Genomic DNA, 18,315 nt, shown 5'->3' on the forward strand with positions numbered 1-18,315 from the left:
TCCGTCTAGAGTTGAGTGCATGGGCCAGATTTGGACCACGGATGGCTCCCCCGCCGGCACGGACGTCGCCCGGGCCGCCGCGCTCCGCGAGACGGTCGTCGAAACCGCGCGGCCGGACGCTCCGACCGCCGGCATGGAGCAGCTCATCGAGAACTACAACGCGATCCTCGCGTCGCGCACGATCTACTACCCGGTCGCGTACCGGTTCGTCCGGGAGCTCGGCCGCGGGCGGCAGGGCGTGGTGTTCCTCGGCCTCCGCCACGGCGCGCGAGGTTGTCTGACGCGCCACGCAATCAAGCTCTTCGACCCCTCCATCTACGCGACACCCCGCCAGTACTGGACCGACATGGGCCGCATCGCGGCGCAGATCTCCCGTCTGCAGACCGTCAATTCGCCCAATCTGGTCGGCCGCGACGTGTACGACGAGGAGAACGGCATCGGCTACGTGCAGATGGAGGCCATCGACGGTCTCGACCTGCAGCGCCTGCTGTACGGCCGCCACTTCGACGCCGCCCGCGCGCGATCCTCGCCGGAGGAATGGGAGCGGTTCGCGGACGTGATCTTCCGTTTCGAGGAAGGAAAGGTCCGCATCCAGCCTGGCGTGGCCCTCTACATCATGCGCGCCGCGTTGCGCGGCCTCGAGGCGCTGCACGACGCCGGCTTCGTGCACTGCGACGTGAAACCCGCAAACATCATGGTCGACCAGCTTGGCAACATCAAACTGGTGGACTACGGCCGCGCGAACGTGATCAACGAAAAGGCGTCGCTGCTGCTGGGCAGCCCCCTCTACATGGCCCCCGAGGTGCACCGCCGCGAGCGCTACCAGATCCAGTCTGACATCTACAGCCTCGGCCTGGTCGGTCTCGAGCTGCTGCGCGGCGAAAGCCTCGTGGACTATAGCCGCATGAACGAGGCGCAGTTGCTGCAGTTCAAACTCGAGCTACCCCGTCGCCTCGCCGACCTGCTCCCGCCCCACGTGCGCCGTAACCGCGATTTCGTGGCGGTGATGCACAAGTTCCTCGATCCCGATCCGGCGCGACGCTACCAGCGCTGCGACGAGGCCGAGTCCGGCCCCATGGGGCTTGCACTGCTTCACAAGCAGCTTACAATCGCGGGACAAGACTCCGAGTACTATCGGGACCTGGAGAGCTACATGGCCAAACTCCAGCCGGCCGCCGCGAGCGGGTCGGCCAGTCCGGAGGGCCTGATGGCCTGAAGGCCGTCTGCATCCAGACCGACGCACGGAATTCGAGGACACTGAATGAACGTATTACATGTGTGTGCGAACCCGAAGCCGCCCGAAGAATCGGCCAGCAAACAGCTTTCGATCGCCTTCATCAGCAAGCTGATCGAGGTGAACCCGGACGCGGAGGTCAACAACGTCGACCTCTACCAGGATCCGCCGCCGTTCCTCTCCTACGAGGCGTGGCGAGGCATCTGGCTGGCAGCGATGGAGCCCACACATAAGTTGACGAAGAAGGAGCAGGAAGCCTCCGCCTACGCGAACCGGCACGCCGAACTGTTCAATCAGGCCGACCTGCTGGTGCTGACCATGCCGATGTGGAACTTTGGCCCGCCCGCGATCATGAAGGCGTGGCTGGATATGGTGCTGTCCCCCGGCCGTACCTTTGATCTGGCGCTGGCGGAGGGCGGCGGACTCCAGGTCAAACCCCGGCACAAGCTGCAGCGGGTGGTGCTGCTGGTCTCCTCCGGCGGCGTCTACGCAGAGGACGACCCCCGTGACGCGTTGACGCGGATGATCCGCAGTGCGTTCGCGTTCATCGGCGTGGACCGTATCCAGATCGCCTGGGCCGACGGCCAGACCCCACTGGTCCACGGCGACCACGAACAACGCCGGCAGATGGCGATCGAGGCGGCCACCGATCTCGCCGAGGAGATCGGCGAGGAAAGCCTCGCCGCACCGCCCGCGTGAGCCGCGGCGCGCCGGCATCGCCGTGAGCGAGCGCCCCCATCCGTTCGAAGCCTGCATCGGCGATCAGATCGAACACTGCCTGTGCGCCTCGGTCGCGCGCCTCCGCGCGCTGTACGCGGACACCGGCGAGGACCGGCCCGACAGCGTGCTGCGCGACTACCCGGACACCACCCGCGTCATCGAAGGGCTGCGGGTGTTGCTCGACGCGATGTTTCCTGGCCGCGTCTTTCCCAGCGACATCCAAGGCGACGAAATCGGCGTGTTCCTGATGCGCCGGCTCTCCCTTGTTTGGCGCGCGCTCCGCCCCGAAATCGAAAAGGCCTTGCCGTTCCGATGGCGCGGCGCCACCGGCCGCGACGAGTCCGTCGAGCCGCTCGCCGACGTCCGGGGCGAGTCGGTGCGCATTCTGCGGGAGTTCATCGAGGCGCTGCCGGACGTCCGCGCGATGCTGATTGACGATGTGCGCGCCGCCTACGAAGGGGACCCGGCCGCGCTGACTTACGCGGAAATCCAGCTCGCCTATCCGGGCATCCTTGCGATCGCCTCGCACCGGATCGCCCACGAGCTGTACCGGCGCAACGTGCCGGTGATCCCCCGGATCATGAGCGAGTGGACCCACGCGCAAACGGGCGTGGACATTCATCCCGGCGCACGGATCGGCCGCTCATTCTTCATTGATCACGCCACCGGGGTGGTGATCGGAGAGACGGCGGTGATCGGCGACCGCGTGAAAATCTATCAGGGCGTCACCCTCGGCGCGCGCAGCTTCGCGCTCGACGAGCACGGCCACCCCGTCAAGCACATCCAGCGCCATCCGACCGTCGAGGATGACGTGGTGATTTACGCAAACGCGACGATCCTCGGTGGTCGCACCGTGATCGGCCGAGGGTCGGTGATCGGCGGCAACGTGTTCCTCACCCACAGCGTTCCGCCCAACAGCGTCGTCACCATGGAACAGGCCCACATCCGCATCAAAAGCGCCGAGGACACAGACACCGGCACGCCACCGCCGCCGGACTTCGAAATCTAGCGGCGGACGGCCGTCCCGTGGGGCCCGCGGCGCAGCGGTGAAAGGAGGACGGGATGAACATCTGGCGGTTCGCGACGAAGGCAGGGCTCGGCCGCGCGGCCGCCGAGCGGGCCGCGGAATTGATGCGCGGCGCGATCGCCGCCCGCGGAAGTGCCCGGATCATCGCCGCCACCGGCGCGTCCCAGTTTGAGTTCCTCAGCGAGCTGGTCCGGCAACCGGCGGTGGACTGGCGACGGGTCGAGATGTTCCACCTCGACGAATACGTCGGTCTGCCGGCGACCCACCCGGCAAGTTTTCGGAAGTACCTGCTCGAGCGACTGATCCGGCCCGCCGGTATTGAGCGCTATCACCTGCTGGACGGCGATGCGCCGGATCCCGCCGCGGTCGCCCGCGAGATTGGCCGCCGACTGAACGATGCGCCGGTGGATGTCGCGTTCGTCGGCATCGGCGAGAACGGTCACCTCGCCTTCAATGATCCGCCCGCGGACTTCGACACGGAGGAGCCCTACCTGATCGTCACTCTCGATGACGCGTGCCGCCGCCAGCAAGTCGGCGAAGGTTGGTACCGCTCGCTCGACGAGGTGCCCCGACAGGCGATCTCCATGTCGATCCGGCAGATCCTGAAGTCGCGAACGATCCTCTGCATCGTGCCCGACCTCCGCAAAGCCGACGCAGTCGCCAAGTGTCTGGAAGGTCCGATCAGCCCGATGGCACCCGCCTCCGCGTTGCGGCTGCATCCGGACGTCGAGCTTTTCCTCGACCGCGATTCGGCCAGCCTGCTGCGGACTACGCCGATCGTGGACCGCTGAACGGTGGCCACCATGCTGCTCTCCGGCCCCGGCTGGTGTGATCTGCAGGTGAACGGTTTTGCGGGCGTGGACTTCAACCATCCCGACCTCACGCCGGAACAGGTGCACCACGCGCTCGCCGCGATGCGCGCGACCGGCGTCACGCTCTGCCTGCCGACGGTGATCACCTCCCCGCTCGAACAGTTCGCACGCGCGGCGAAGACGATTCTGTCGGTTCGCGATCCCGCGATCGCCGGTCTCCACATGGAGGGTCCCTACATCAATCCTGCCGACGGGCCCCGCGGTGCGCACCGGCGCGACGCGACCATGCCGCCGCTGCTCGGCGACTTCCTCCGTCGGCAGGAGGCGGCGGATGGCCGAATTCGCCTTGTCACGCTCGCGCCGGAGCTGCCCGGCGCGCTGCGCCTGACCGAGGCGCTCGTCAGCATGGGCGTGCGGGTCGCGATCGGCCACTCCGCAGCAACGCCCGGGCAGATCGCCGACGCGGTACGCGCCGGCGCCACCCTCTCCACTCACCTCGGCAACGGCGTGGCGCTGCTGTTGCCCCGTCACCCGAATCTCATCTGGGCCCAGCTGGCCAGCGACGAGCTCTCCGCCTGCTTCATCGTGGACGGCCACCACCTGCCACCGGAGACCGTGAAGGCGATGATCCGCGCAAAAGGCCTCGCCCGCTCGATCCTCGTCACCGACGCGACCGCGGCGGCCGGCGCGCCCCCCGGCCGCTACACGATCGGCGCGATCGAAATCGTCCGCACGCCGGACGGCCGCGTGACCCTCGCAGACGGCAGCTCGCTGGCCGGCTCCGCACTGACGCTGGACCGCGCGCTGGCGCTCGCCGCCCGCTATACCGGCCATACGGTGCCGGAGCTGTGGCCGCTGGCCGCGCAGCAGCCGGCCGCCGCTATCGGGCAGGTGCCTCGCGGCCGCGTCACCGCGCGATGGACGCCCGGCACCGGGCGCCTCGAGGTGCTGCGCGTCGAGCCGGAGACTGCGCAGTGAGCCGGCCGCCGATTCGCGGGCTGCGCTGGTGGATTGCGGCGCTGTTGGTGCTGTCCACGACGTTGAACTATCTCGACCGTCAGGCACTCTCCGCGCTCGCGCAGACGGTGCAGCGCGCGCTCGAGCTCTCGAACGAGGACTATGCAAGGATCACCTCCTCGTTTCTGCTCAGCTACGGCGTGATGTACCTGCTCGGGGGGACGCTGGTGGACCTGCTCGGCGTGCGGCGGAGCCTCGCGCTGTTTGTGCTGGCCTGGTCGCTGGCGACCGCCGGGCACGGCTTGGCCGCGTCGCTCGCACATCTGTGCGTGGCGCGGTTCCTGCTCGGCGTCGCGCAGCCCGGGAACTTTCCGGCCGGCGTGCGGGCGGTGAGCGAGTGGTTCCCGATGCGCGAGCGCGCGATGGCGGTCGGCCTCTTCAACGCGGGCACCGCGCTGGGCTCGACGCTCGCGATGCCGGTGGTCTCCGCGCTCGCGCTGCGCTGGGGCTGGCGCGCCGCGTTCGTTGGGGTCGGCGCGCTCGGTCTGCCTTGGCTTGCGGCGTGGCTGTGGCTGTACCGGGCGCCCTCGGAACACCCCCGTCTTGCGCCGGAGGAGCTTGCGCGCATTCGCGACGGCGCGCCCGCGGCCCCATCGGCCAGCCGCATCCCCTGGCGCTGGCTTCTGCGCGCGCCGGAAACGTGGGGCTGCGTCGCGGTGCGCGTGCTCACCGATCCGATCTCCTATTTCCTCGCCTTCTGGACACCCAAATACTTTCAGGCCGAGCGCGGCTTCGATCTGAAACAAGTCGGCACCTTCGCGTGGCTGCCGTTTCTCGGCATGGCGCTCGGTAGCACCGCTGGCGGTGCACTCCCGCGGTGGCTCACCGCGCGCGGATGGAGCGTGAACCGCGCACGAAAGACGACGATGGCGCTGGTCGCGATCGCCATGCCGGCGCTATGTCTGGCGGTGACGCGCGTCCGTGGCGCACCGGCCGCCCTCGCGGTGATGTTTGCGATCATGTTCGGGCACGGCGCCTACGGCAACATCACGCTCCCCGCCGAGGCATTTCCGAGCCGCGTGGTCGGCACCGTCTCCGGCCTCGGCGGCGCGCTCGGCGCCGCGGTCGGCGTGCTCACCCAGCTGCACATCGGCGTGGCGGTGGACCGATGGTCCTATCGCCCGCTCTTCGCAGTCTGCGGTAGCGCCTACGCGGTCGGACTGCTGGTGGTGATGCTGACCATTCCGCGGCTCGGCCATCCCCGCGAGCCGCCGGCCCCCACCCCGCCGCGGACGCGCTGAGGGCATCCGCGCCAACTGTCCCACCCTTGGACACCGCGCCGCCGGCGCCGTCCAACGCTTGGACCGGCCGCGGCGGCCGCCCGCCGGTCATCGCCGGTCTGCGGTCAGCGGTGAGACGCTCTTCGTTTTTTTGTGTATGCTCTGGCCCCACGGGGTCCGCGGCCCGCGCACCGGCGCTCGAGGCCGGGAGGGCGGCGACCATCGTGGGTCCAGTCCGGAGATGTGCGGCGATGCCGTTGGAGTACGCAGACCTTCGTGAGGCGCTGTTCGAATCGCTGAGGTCGACCCTCGCGGACGGCGTGGCGGTCGCGGAGCTGTCGAGCCTGAGCTGCGCGGACCGCACGTTGGGCGTGTTTGTGGTGCGTCCCGCCGGCGTTCCGCTCGCCCAGCTGCGGCCGGCCGACCTGCCGGTGCTGTCGCTGGCAGACGGTCATCTCGTCGCCGCAAACACCCCGCCACCTGCGGACGCCGCAGTGCATCTGATCCTGTACCGCCACATCCCCGAGGTTCTCGGCATTGCGGGCACTCGTTCCCCGTTCGTCACCGCGTGGGCGCAGGCCGGCCGGGAAATCCCCGCGTTCGGCACCGCGCACGCGGAATGGTTCGACGGGCCGATTCCCCTCATTCGGATGCCGGCCGAAAACGTGCATGGAACCGCGGAAGACACGCGCATCGGCGCAGGGATCGTGCGCTGGTTTGCGGAGCAGGGTGTGGACCCGCTGGCCCGGCCTGCCGCACTGGTCGAATCGCACGGTGCCTACAGCTGGGGTCGGTCGCTCGCGGAGGCACTTCGCTGCGCCGCCGCGCTCGAGACGATTGCAACGATCGCCGCCTGGACCGTGCTGCTGCAGCCGAAGGTTGCCCCGATGCCGCGGGAGCGGCTCGCCACCTACTTCCTGCGCGCACGGCGCAAACCCTCCGCGCCTGGCGCAGACCGCCTCGGCGCCTGAACCGGGGGCCGCTCCGCGCCTCAGAAATCGGCGGAGGAAATGTCGGCCGCATCGCCGGTGCCGCCCGGCCGGCCGTCCGCGCCGTAACTGACAATCTCGAACGGTGCACCGTCGCGGCCCGGCACGATGTAAACGTACTCGTTGCCCCAAGGGTCGCGCGGCACCTGCCGGCGGCTGAGATAGCCCTCCGGCGGATAGTTCTCAGGGATCGGCGGCACGGTTGGCCGGCGCACCAGCGCCTCCAGCCCCTGCTCCATGGTCGGCAGCCGCCCCTGTTCGATCTGGTAGTGCATCACCGCGTTCTTCAGCTCGCCGAGCTGGATCTTCGCGGTGTCCACGCGGGCCTTGCGCTGCCGGCCGACCACGTTCACAGTGACGATCGTCGCCAGCCCCATCAGGATCGCGAGCACCACCAACACTTCAATCAACGTAAATCCGCGGCAGCCTCGCCGCGGCCTCGGATCGCCGTTCATTCCGTGGCCTCCCGCTGGCGGTCGCGCCGTGCCGTACGCGCACCGCCGGTGTCCGACGGCTCGTCCTCCTCGGTCTCGCCGCCCTCTGCGGCTTCGAGCCGGGCGACCAGTTCCTCCAGCCGCGCCACATAGTACGCGACGTTTTCGTCGCGCTGATCGGGGCGGGCGTCTGCCAGCAGCCGCGCGTTCGAGTGGATCGGCACGCTCTTGCGAGTGCCGGTGACGTAGTAGGAGACTTGGTCGCCCGCACGGTAGGGCCGACCCGACGCCAGCGCCAGCTCCGCGGCGGCGCTGCGCGCGCGGCTCCCTGCCGCCCGCTTTGCGGCATACGTCTCCGGCGCCTCGCCGAGCCGCTCTGTGCGCGCGAGGCGCTCCAGCGGCCACTCGTGCCGGATCAGCGCGCGCCGGTACCGGTCCACCAGCGCGGGAATCTCCGCGTCGCGGCCGTCCAGCTTGTGCTCGACCCAGTCGCGAATGAAGTCGCGCAGATACGGTTCCAGCCCGCGCGACCGCAGCGCCGCGCCGGTCAGCAGCAGCTCGCCGTCCGCGCCGCGCAACGCGTAGTTTTTTGCACGATAGCTGAACATCGCCGGCCAGACCGAATCAAACTCCAGCTCGACGCCCGGCGGCAGCACCGAGCGGACCCGCGCGCGGAACTGCTCCAACTGGGCCGCGTCGCCCGGCGGCGGCACGAAGAACACGCCGTCGGTGTCGATTTCCACCGGACGGCCGCCCCCCTCCCGGATCGCCGCGACCATCGCGCGCAGCAGCTCGCGGCCGCGCGCGGCGACGCGCTCCGCGGCATCAAAGTCGTTGAAGCGGGCGCCCTCGAATCCGAGATAGCCGTAGAACGAGTTGATCAGGATCTTGAACGAGCTTTGCATCGCCTCCTCGAACGCGCGCGCGCGCGGCGTCGCGGCCGAGCGCATCCGGTCTTTCGCGGCGAGGCGCACCTCGCGCAAACGCTCCAGCAGCCCGAGGAACACGTCGAGATGGTCCGAGGCGGGACGGATGCGGTCGGCGAGCATCAAGGAGGGATAGAGCGAGCGCACATCGCAGTGGTGCACGTCGCGGACCACGCCGCGCTCATAGACCTCTGTCAGGCCGCCCTCGAACGGTCGCGGTGGCTGCGGCTGCGGGATCGCCGCACGTCGCGCCAGATACTCGCGCAGCATCAGCGCGTCAATCTTCGCCGCGGTGCCGCGCAGCGACATGTTCTGCAGGCTCATGGGCACCATCCGTGCCTGCGCGAGATACACCGGCGCCAGCCGCATCGCGAGGTCGGCGGTCTCCTGAAGGTCATCCGCCAGATAGCGCAGCACGCGCTCCGGGTCGCGGCGGAACACGCGGCCGACCTCCGGCCCTTCGATGTGTTCCCGGCCGGCACGGGCAAACCCGAAATGCCGCGCGATTTCCTTCAGTCCCAGCCCCGGCAGCGAGCGGTGGCTGACATCGTAGATTTGAGCCAGAAAGTACGTGTCGAGCACCGTCCGCCCGAAGATGTCGATGCGCGGATAGCTTGCGGCGCGCTCCGCCGCAACGAACCGGCCCGGGCGCACCGACGGCAGGCTGCCGTCGCGGCCGAGCGGCAGCCGGACCCCGTGGCGCGCGGCGCGCCGGATCAGGTAGTCCAGATCGAACGAGAAGATGTTGTGGCCCTCGATCACGTCGGGATCGCGCTCGCGCACCCGCGCGGCGAACCGCTCCAACATCTCGGCCTCGTCCAGCTCGTCGCCGCGGATCAGCTCGCACCAGCCGGTGTTGTCGGCCAGGCCGATCGCAATGATCCGGTCCTCTTCACGGTCCGGATTTGGAAACTCGTAGCCCTCCGCGGTCGCGGTCTCAATGTCCAGTTGCATTCGCCGCAGGCCGTCATAGTCCAGGCCGTGACCGATCGTGTGGCCGCTGTCCATCAGGTGCTGCTGCACGGGATCGTTCACGAACGCGTAGGGCGCCTCCCGGTCGGTCGGCGATCGTTTCGTGGTCTTGTGCAACCAGCGGACCGCGGTCTCGAGCGCGGCCCAGGTTGGAAACCGGGCAAGCGCCCGCAACGTGCCGGGTCCCGCCAGCGGTTCCACCTCCGCCGGCGTCGGTCCGCCACGGAGCGTCTCCGGCGAGGCCAGCCACACGAAGGGCCGGAACGGCTCCATCGTGGTCTCGACGCGGTCGCCCCGCCGCCAGAACAGCACCATGCGGTCCGCGGTCTTCCCCGGCAGATGCTCGGCCGCGACCAGACCCGGTTCTGCCCGCCGGCCGAACAGTAGCGCCGATGCGCCCGCGTCCATTCCACCCCCCGCGTCAGCCGCCCAGGCTCACCGAGGAATAGGGCATCGCCAGCAACCAGAGCTGCACCCACACGCTGAAGTCGTCCTCGCGGCCTTCGTCGCCCGGCTCGTGGCGGACGCCCACTCCCCACCCGATGCAGTTCATCCGGTGCTGCACAAAATAGGAGTGCTCCTCGATGCGGCTCTGCTCCAGATCATACCGCGCGTAGAGGCCCAGGCTCCAGCGGGCCTTCGGAAACAGCCGCAGCTGCGCGGCCATCTGGTCCCGCCGGTCGGCCTGATAGAGGTAGTTGGCGGTGAGCGTGAACTCGGGCGAGGAGGCCAGCGACAGCTGACCATCGAACTGCGTGAGCCCCTCGCCGTAGAGGTCCACGAGCGCCTTGAAGTCGAAGCGAAATCCTCGCGCGGGCCAGAGCCGGACATTCGCATACAGCGGGCCGAGCGGGTCCTCGTCCTCCTCCGGATCGAGCCGCAGCAGCGTGCCGACGTCCGCGTTCACCAGATCGTGGACGGTGGCGTGGCCGGCGGCGGGCAGCTCCCGCAGCTCGGTCTGGTCCATTCCCTCCGCCTCGCGCGCCAGTGGATCCGCCTCCGCCCGCTCGTAGGAGTGATCCACGTAGAGCACCGAGCCGCGCCGCGTCTGCAGCTTGTTGCGCAGCCCGAACTGGAGCGTATGCCCGCCGGCGAGGCGGTCCACCGCGTCGAACTGCGGCAGCCGCTCGGGCATGAGGTCGGGCACCGGGATCCACGTGTGCCGCGCGTACGGCTCGACGACATGCCGCAGCCCGCGGCCAAACACGTTCGGCGCCTCGTCGAGCACCTTGTAGGCCTTGAACGAGATCTCCGCGCCCAGCTCTGGCAGCGAGCGGAAGTCGGCGCCGAGCTCCCGCCGAGTGGTGAGCACCTCCTGGACCGTCGTCGGCACGCCGTTCGAGTCGCTTCGCGTGACGATGTTCGTCGTGCTCACGGGGTCGGCGTAGGTGGTCGAGTACCAGGTGCCGCGCCAGCCCGCCCGCGGCGTGAACGCCAGAAACCCAAAGTAGCGGTGCGGCAGATACAGCATGTGCCGCGTGTCGAGCCGCAGCGCGTCGTAGTTCTCCGGCTCGGCGATTTCCGGGTACACTCGGCGCAGCGACGAGCCGACGGTGACGCTTTCGTAGTAGAGCGGCAGCTCTCCGAGCCGCAGCGCCGGAATCGTCAGCGAGAGTTCCGGCAGCCGGTCCACGCTCTCATAGAAATCGTTCAGCCGGCCGCTCGCGAGCACCGAGAACAGAAAGCGGTCGCCGCGCCACAGCCATGAGGCGCGGTTCTCGGGCTGCACCGCGGTGCGGTAGTCGCGCCGGAAGAAATCCTCTTCCACGAACGGATCGCTCATGTACGTCGACTGTACGAAGAGCGATCCGCGCTCACCGGCGGGGCTCTGGTGGCGCAACCGCACACGGTAGCGGGAGTCCTCCGTGAGCGTGTCGCGGCGCTCCTCCTCCTCGCGGGCGTTACGGAAGGGCTTCTGGTCCTGGATGAAAAAGCCCTCCAGATTGCCCCGGCTGACCGCGCTCCGGTTCGGGGGATCGCGCCACAGCACATTCTGCGACACCCCCACACCGCGTTCGGAGTACAGGTGCAGGGAGGAGCGGCCCAGCAGACTGCCGGTGTCGGTCAGCCCGTAGTTGTAGGTCGCAATCAGAAACGCGCCCAGCCGCGAGCTGTACCCGGGCACGATGTCCCAGCGGCCGGGTTCGCCCTGTAGATCGCGGCGGTAATACGGCACGTAGGCGACCGGCACCGGGCCCAGCCAGGCGGTCGCGTGATACAGCGTCGCGTAACGTTTCTGTTCCAGCGTTGCGCGGGGCGCGCGAATCTGAAACTCGCGATTGTCGCCCTCGCAGGTGGTCAGCGTGACGTCTTCCAGTTCGATCAGGTCGGCCGTCACCATTCGGAACTTTTCCCCGTACAGATAATAAGGGTGGTGGTACACCATGAACCGGCCGAAGTCCCCCTCACCGGTGCGGAAGTTGTACACGAGCCGCTCGCCCTTCCAGACCGTGCCGTCCCAGCGCACAAACACCACGCGGCCGGTGGCGATGACGGTGTCCGTCGTGCGGTCAATCTCGACCCGCTCCGCGGCCAGCAGCTGTCGCCCCTGCCGGATGTGCACGCCGCCCTCCGCGACCAAGCGGCGGCCTCCCTCGCGCGCTTCCATCCGACCGGCGCGCACATCGTAGGGCTGCCCCGCATCCGGGTTGAGCTCCGGCATGCGCTGTGCGGTCGCGGTGCTGCCGAGGAGGACGACCAGCGCCGCGGCGAGCGCTCCACGGCGCGGCACGCATCGCGGCCGCGGGACGGCACAATCGACTGCGGTCGCCATGCGCCGCACGCTATCACAGCGCGGGGACAGGGCCAAGCGGTCCACCCTCCGATGAGGCGCACCGCTCCCAGCGACCCTCCGGGCGCTGCGAAGTCGGGGTGAACTCCGCGCTCGCCGCCGCACCTAGCCCGGTTGTCCGCGCACGGATGCCGCACCTGTACCGCCAGCACTGCGGACCGTCGTTCCGTCGGCTGCCGGACCGAGGGCGTCGACCGCAAGGATGTGCCGGCGCTCACCGCGGCCCATGCACGGTTGCCGCCGGCCTCCGATGAACACGCTGCCGCGTTCAGCGCGGACGCACCGAGAAACGGTACACCGTCTCGCTGCGCAGCGTCTGGCCAGGCCGAAGGATCGTTGAGGGAAACTGCGGCTTGTTCGGCGAGTCCGGAAAGTGCTGCGTCTCCAGACAGAAGCCGGTGCGATGCTGGTACACGACCCCCCCCTTGCCGACGTTCGAGCCGTCCAGGAAATTGCCGCTGTAGAACTGCAGGCCCGGTTCGGTCGTGAACACCTCCATCACGCGACCACTCCGCGGCTCGTGGACGACGGCCGCCTTTCGCAGCGTGCCGGCAGGACCGTTGATCACCCAGTTGTGATCGTAGCCGCCCCCGAAGCGCAGCTGCTCGTCCGGCTGGTTGATCCTCGCTCCGATCCGCGTCGGCGTGCGGAAGTCCATCGGCGTGCCCTCGACCGGTCGCAGCTCGCCGGTGGGGATCAGTCCCGCGTCTATGGGTGTGAACCGGTCGGCGAGGATCTGCAGTTCGTGGTCCAGAATGGGCCCGCCGTCGTGGCCGGCGAGGTTGAAGTAGCTGTGCTGAGTGAGGTTCACCGGTGTGGGCTTGTCCGTGATGGCCTCGTACGTGATGCGCAATGCATGGTCGGCGGTCAGCCAGTAGTGCACGGTGACGCGAAGGGTACCCGGATACCCCTCGTCGCCATCCCGGCTCGTGTGGCGCAGGCGCAGGCCGACCGCGTTCCGCTCGCGCACCGGCTCGGCCTCCCACACGGCCTTGTCGAAACCGCGCAGCCCCCCGTGCAGCGAGCAGGGAATGCCGCCGGGCGCATTGTTGGTCGCCAGCCGGTACTCGACGCCGTCGAGCACAAACCGGCCTCCTGCGATGCGATTACCGTAACGGCCGATCAGCGCGCCAAAATAGGGGTGGCCCGCCAGATAGTCCGCGAGCCGGTCGAATCCGAGCACTACGTCGGCGGGGCGGCCGTCCCGGTCGGGGACCTCGAGCGAGACGATGATGCCGCCGTAGTTCGTCACCCGCATCTTCAGGCCACGGCCGTTGTCGAGCGTGAACAACTGAACGCGGCGGCCGTCCGCCTCCCCCCACGGCTGACTGGTCACGGTCATTGCGGTCTCCTCGTGCGGCGCGCCCGCATCGGGCGGCTCGACTGGCGGCAGCGGCGTCCGACAACCCGCCGCGAGCCCCAGCAACGCGGACATCGCAGTGATTGGAAAGCTGCGGCTCATCACGTGGATCTCCGGCAAGGCGTATAGAACGCGCGACCGCATTCGTCGAGCCGGTTCAGCGCGCCGGCGCGGCCGGCCGGGAGGGTGCCGGCGCGGAATGACGTGCCGGCTGCACGGTCTGCGGCACGACGATGGTCCGCGCACCGCGGGGCGGCAGCGCGTTGGTTTCGGTCTCCTTCAAGAACTGCTCAATCCGCGGCGGCAGTTTTGTGTCGGGCCGCAGCGGCGGCAGCTCCGCGCGCTTTGCGCGCGCGAGGTCGCTGTCGCCAAAGCCTTTTTCGAACCAGCGGCTCATGTCCGCGTTGCTCGCGTCGTGAATGCGGCGAGTCTCCGCGCGGGCCTCCTGCGGCGTGCGGACGACGTACGGCGTCAACAGCACGAGCAGCTCGGTGCGCTGCTTGGTGCGGGAGTCGGAGCGAAACAGCCGGCCGAGCAGCGGGATGTCGCCGAGCACGGGGATTTTCGAGCTGCTGTCGCGGTCGGCTTGGCTGACGAGTCCGCCCATCACGATGGTGGAGCGGTGCTCCACCGCAAGGTTCGCCTTCAGCTCGCGCTTCGTCACCACCGGCACCTCGTTGCCGTCAATCACGACGATGTCACCGACGTTGTCCGCGGTCTGGGTGACCTCCATCACCACCACGCGCTGCGGGTTGATGCGCGGTTTCACAGTCAGCTCGATGCCGATGTTCTTGTATTCGTACGCGGAGGTCTGGTTGCCGCCGACGGTGACGGTGGTCGCGGTAACGATCGGACGCTCCTCGCCGGCGACGATGCGGGCCTCGGTGTTGTCGGTGGTCAGGATGATCGGAGTCGAGAGGATGCGGGCGCGGGAATCCCTCGCGGCGAGACGGATCACCGCGTCGAGGTTCACGCCCTCGAGGGTGAGATAGTAGGTCAGCGCCCCGGCGGACAGCGGCACGTCGCGCCCGACCTCCGCGCCGCTGCGGAACGCCGCGGTCGCGCCGCTCAGGAACCCGCCGCCCCACGACATCACCGGCTCGCGCAGCACAATCCCGCCCCCGGGGCCGAGCCGGCTCGTGCTATAGGCCTGAAGGGAACGCTGCAACCAGTCGAGACCGGTGGTGGTCTCGTCGCTCAGCGATACCTCGATGATGACCGCTTCGATCACCACCTGCGCGAGCATCACGTCGAGCTCGCGGATCACTTCCTCCAGCACGGTGAGGTCGGTGCGGCGGCCCATCAGCAGGATCGAGTTGCTGCGCAGGTCCGGTAGGATTCGGGTTTCGCTGGAGAGCTCGCCGACCCCCTCGCCCTCAGGGCCCCCGGCCGCACCGGAGGCGGGCGTCGGCGTGCGGGAGATCTGACTCTGGATGAACTCCCGGATCGTCTGGCTGCGCGACTCCTGCGTAGTGGAGCCGCCGGCGGTGGTGCGCGTGCCGGTGGTGCCGGTGCGCGTCCCGGTCGCGCCGGTGGTGGTCCGACGCCGGAGGCTGGTGGTGCTGCCAATCAGCGCGCTCAGCAGGTCCGCGATCTCGTCGGCGGCCGCGTACTCCAGCGCGTAGACCTTCACGAGCGTTTCCGGCTCCACCGCCCGGTCAAGCACCGCGATCATATTGTCAAAGAACGGAAAGTTCGCGGGGTCGGAAATGATGATCAACACGTTCGTGCGCTCGTCGGGGACGATTTTCACTTGTCCGACGACGATCCCCCGTTCCGCGAGGCTGAGGTCGGTGCGCACCGCGGTGGTGCCGGCGGACGGCGGCCGGATTACGCCGGGGGGCGTAGGTTGCGCGGGCTGTACGATCGTGACGGTGGGGCGCCGCTGCTGCGAGGTGTCGCTGATGAGCTCATTGAGCCGCTGTGCGACGTCTGCGGCGGCGGCCTCACGCAGCTCGTAGATGCGGGTTTCGACCTTCGTCTCGGCAGGGCGGTCGAGAAACGCGATCAGTTCCAGCGCGCGCGCGACGTTGCTCTCGCTGTCGGTGATCATGATCGCGTTCGCGCGCTCGAGCGGCTGCACCTTTCCGTGCGCGTGCAGAATCGTCTGCAGAAGCGTCATCACCTCGCTGATCTCGGCATGCTTCAACTCCACGATCTGGCTGACCATGAAATCACCCTCGCGGGGCGCCGCGTTGGTGGGGAAGCGGATCGGCATGCCCTCCTGCCGGGCGGCGGGGGGCTGAACAACCTTGTAGAACTTCTCGCCGAGCGGCACAAAGGAGATGTTGTTCAGCGCCAGCACCGCTTCGATCGCCTGCCGCACCTCCTCCTCGGTGAGCTTCGAGTGGGAGCGGATTGTGATGTTCGCCTGCACGCCCGGCGCCTTGATCATCGTGCGGCCGGTCAGCTCGCTGTAGAGCGCGAGGATCTGGTCCACCGGCGCGTCCTGGAAGCTGAGCGAGATCAGGCGCTGCGGCGCGTTCGTGTCCGCGGCAGCCGGTGCGGCGGCGGGCACCGGCAGCGTGGGCATCGAGGTCGGCGCGACCGGTTCGGCGGCCTGCTCGGGCGGCGCGGGCATTTCGGCGGCGGTGGCGGCGGCCGGTTCGGCAGCGGGCGGTGAGAGGCGCGGCGGTGAAGCGGGCGTGAGCAGCGGGCGGGGCAGATCCGCGGGCGGGGGGTTGGTCGGGGCCGGGGGGGCGTCGGTCTGCGCAAGCAGTCGCAACGTCAGCAGCGCTGCGACGGTCAGCAGCGCGCCGGCCAGCATCGAGCGTTGAATCCAGCCGTTCATGGTGGACGAGGGACCTCCAAATAACGAGGGCCGGTTCGAGTTCATTTCGGGCGCGCGCCTCCGGAACTGGCGGCGGCGGCCGGACGTGAGCGCGTGTACGCACAGGCGATGGAGAAGGTGCCGGCCAGCGCCGAACCGGTACCTTTCGGCGAGGTCACGTTCAGTTGCCGCACGTCGAGCACCGCACCCTGTGTCTGGATCGCGAAGAGGAAGCGCGTCAGCGCCTCGAGCGTGCCCTCCCAGTTGCAGTTGATGGCCACTTCGTACAGCTCGCCCGCCGCGCGCTCGCGCTCGGGCTCGCGCCGGGTGAGCCGCAGACCGTGTTCGGCCGCGGTCGTTTCCACGAGTTTCAGCAGATCCGCGGTGACGTCCCGGTCGGCGGGGTAGCGCGGCAGCGCGCGAAGCAGCTCGTCGAGCCGCCCCTCGACCTCCGCGCGCCGGCGCACCAGACGTTCCGCGACCTGCCGTCGCTGCTCGAGCGTTTCCGCGGTGCGTCCCAGCTCCGCCCACCGCGCCAGTCGGCTGGCGCCGCCCCACCAGGTCAGCGCGGCCAGTCCGATCGCCAGCGTGATCAGCGCCAGTACCGCCTCGCGCGGGTTGAGCCGGATCATCCGGGCGTCTCCTCCCCCGGCAGCACCGCGGTGACCCGGAACTCGGACTTCGCGCGCCCCGCGGACGGACGGGACGTCACTCCTTCCGGTTTCACCTCGCGGAACAAACCGCTACGCTCCAGCGCCGCGAAAAAGTCGTACACCGCGTTCACCGCCTCCGCCTCACCGCGCAGGTTCACGCTACGGCCCTTTCGGAACGAGAACGACGTGAGCGTGAGGCCGGGCGGCAGATCGGCGCTGATCTGCCGCAGGATTTCCAGCGCGGACCGGGTTCGGTCGCCGTACTCCTCCAGCGATCGGATGCGGGCCTGAACCGCGCGCACCTCCGCGGCAGGCTTTTCGAGCACCTCGACGAACCGCGCCAGCCGGGCGACCGACGCCTCGCGCACGTAGAGCGCGACCAGAAACCCCACCACCAGCAGCAACCACAGCCCCAGGCATACGCCGGCCGCCGCAGCAAAGCGGCGGGTACGGCTGCGGTGGCGCCGCACCTCCTCCCACTCCGGCGGGGCGAGGTTCAACGTACGGGCGGGATCCGCCAGCGCCCGCTGCGCGGCGCCCTCCGTCAGCGGTGGCAGCTCCTCGAGGCGGGTGGCGGTCGCCGGCAGGCCGCAGACCGCCGCCAGCCGTGAGGTGAGCGACGCGTCCGGCTCACCGTCAAACCAGACGATCAGCTCCCCCTCCGGGGCCACTCCCCACTCCGTCTCCAGCGCCGCAAACGTGAGTTCGAGCTCGTGCTCGAGTTCCTCCGGCGCGTCCCCGCCGGCGGCCAGCGCGCGCACGATGAGCGGACGGCCGGCGCGCACGGCCAGCACGCGCGCGGTCGCCGCCTCGATCCGCAGATGCACCCGCAGCCCGCCGTCCTCGGCGCCGGACACCGCCGCCAGATGGTGCCACCAGGCTAGCACGTCAAGATCCACGCGGCGCACGTCTCGCCCGACCGCGCGGAACAGCGCCGCCTCGCGTTCCACCAGCTCGCGCGGCATCGCCGCGACCAGTACACGGCTGCGACCGGCGCCGCTCGCAAAGACCTCATGGCCGATGACCAAATGCTCCACCGGAAACGGCGAGATGCGGTCGAGCTGGAGCGCCGCCATGTCGGCCAGTTCGGCGGGATCCTCGCTGGGAAGCTCCAGCACGCGCATCAGCGCGCGGTCGGCTGGCAGCAGCAGCGAGAGTTCACCGTGAAGTTGTTCCAGCGCGGGGCGCAACGCCGCGGCGGCCACCTCCGCCGACGCGTCGGGGTCGAGCGGCGGCAGCGGCAGCGCACGGGTTTCCGGCGCGACCGCGCGCCCGTCGCGACGCAGGCGGATCTGGGTCCACACCAGCGAGTCGGCGGTCCGGCGCACCGCGGTGACAGTCCGAACTGCCGCCACCTCCGGCCACCATCGGCCCCACGAGCGGTTCATCC

General features: G+C 69.3%; 14 protein-coding genes. 7 read left to right on the forward strand and 7 right to left on the reverse strand.

Features of this window, described 5'->3' with window-relative positions:
* Nucleotides 1-19: 19 nt before the first annotated feature.
* The 7 genes from N2652_01475 (at nucleotide 20) to N2652_01505 (ending at nucleotide 7,001) form a co-directional block, all read left to right on the forward strand.
* Nucleotides 20-1,216, forward strand: a complete 1,197-nt coding sequence (locus N2652_01475) for a serine/threonine protein kinase (protein MCX7817873.1) — start codon at nucleotides 20-22, stop codon at nucleotides 1,214-1,216.
* Between the two features lie 45 nt (nucleotides 1,217-1,261).
* Nucleotides 1,262-1,933, forward strand: coding sequence for an NAD(P)H-dependent oxidoreductase (locus tag N2652_01480; protein MCX7817874.1), 672 nt, complete (start codon nucleotides 1,262-1,264; stop codon nucleotides 1,931-1,933).
* Nucleotides 1,934-1,955: 22 nt separating this feature from the next.
* Nucleotides 1,956-2,963, forward strand: coding sequence for a serine acetyltransferase (locus N2652_01485; GenBank protein ID MCX7817875.1), 1,008 nt, complete (start codon nucleotides 1,956-1,958; stop codon nucleotides 2,961-2,963).
* Between the two features lie 53 nt (nucleotides 2,964-3,016).
* A complete protein-coding gene (locus tag N2652_01490) occupies nucleotides 3,017-3,772 on the forward strand; it encodes a glucosamine-6-phosphate deaminase (GenBank protein MCX7817876.1) in 756 nt (251 codons plus the stop codon).
* Nucleotides 3,773-3,775: 3 nt separating this feature from the next.
* Nucleotides 3,776-4,771, forward strand: coding sequence for an N-acetylglucosamine-6-phosphate deacetylase (locus tag N2652_01495; GenBank protein ID MCX7817877.1), 996 nt, complete (start codon nucleotides 3,776-3,778; stop codon nucleotides 4,769-4,771).
* On the forward strand, nucleotides 4,768-6,051 hold the full coding sequence (locus N2652_01500; GenBank protein MCX7817878.1) for an MFS transporter: 1,284 nt from the start codon (nucleotides 4,768-4,770) through the stop codon (nucleotides 6,049-6,051). Before N2652_01495 ends, N2652_01500 begins: the two co-directional genes overlap by 4 nt.
* 230 nt (nucleotides 6,052-6,281) lie before the next feature.
* Nucleotides 6,282-7,001, forward strand: coding sequence for a class II aldolase/adducin family protein (locus N2652_01505; GenBank protein ID MCX7817879.1), 720 nt, complete (start codon nucleotides 6,282-6,284; stop codon nucleotides 6,999-7,001).
* Nucleotides 7,002-7,021: 20 nt separating this feature from the next.
* On the opposite strand, the gene gspG is transcribed toward N2652_01505, so the two are convergent.
* The 7 genes from gspG to N2652_01540 form a co-directional block, all read right to left on the reverse strand.
* Nucleotides 7,022-7,474, reverse strand: a complete 453-nt coding sequence (gene gspG / locus N2652_01510; protein MCX7817880.1) for a type II secretion system major pseudopilin GspG — start codon at nucleotides 7,472-7,474, stop codon at nucleotides 7,022-7,024.
* Nucleotides 7,471-9,759: a DNA polymerase II gene (locus N2652_01515; GenBank protein ID MCX7817881.1), complete on the reverse strand. Its 2,289-nt coding sequence runs from the start codon at nucleotides 9,757-9,759 to the stop codon at nucleotides 7,471-7,473. Before N2652_01515 ends, gspG begins: the two co-directional genes overlap by 4 nt.
* A 13-nt stretch (nucleotides 9,760-9,772) precedes the next feature.
* Nucleotides 9,773-12,082: an LPS assembly protein LptD gene (lptD, locus tag N2652_01520; protein MCX7817882.1), complete on the reverse strand. Its 2,310-nt coding sequence runs from the start codon at nucleotides 12,080-12,082 to the stop codon at nucleotides 9,773-9,775.
* Nucleotides 12,083-12,410: 328 nt separating this feature from the next.
* Nucleotides 12,411-13,484, reverse strand: a complete 1,074-nt coding sequence (locus N2652_01525; protein MCX7817883.1) for a galactose mutarotase — start codon at nucleotides 13,482-13,484, stop codon at nucleotides 12,411-12,413.
* 175 nt (nucleotides 13,485-13,659) lie between these two features.
* Nucleotides 13,660-16,293, reverse strand: a complete 2,634-nt coding sequence (gene gspD, locus N2652_01530) for a type II secretion system secretin GspD (protein MCX7817884.1) — start codon at nucleotides 16,291-16,293, stop codon at nucleotides 13,660-13,662.
* 41 nt (nucleotides 16,294-16,334) lie between these two features.
* Entirely contained in the window at nucleotides 16,335-16,904 is a 570-nt protein-coding gene (gspM, locus tag N2652_01535) for a type II secretion system protein GspM (protein ID MCX7817885.1), read from the reverse strand.
* Nucleotides 16,901-18,313, reverse strand: coding sequence for a PilN domain-containing protein (locus tag N2652_01540; protein MCX7817886.1), 1,413 nt, complete (start codon nucleotides 18,311-18,313; stop codon nucleotides 16,901-16,903). Before N2652_01540 ends, gspM begins: the two co-directional genes overlap by 4 nt.
* Between the last annotated feature and the right edge of the window lie 2 nt (nucleotides 18,314-18,315).

The sequence above is a fragment of the Kiritimatiellia bacterium genome, from assembly GCA_026417735.1.
In the GTDB taxonomy this organism is placed as follows: domain Bacteria; phylum Verrucomicrobiota; class Kiritimatiellia; order PWTM01; family PWTM01; genus CAACVY01.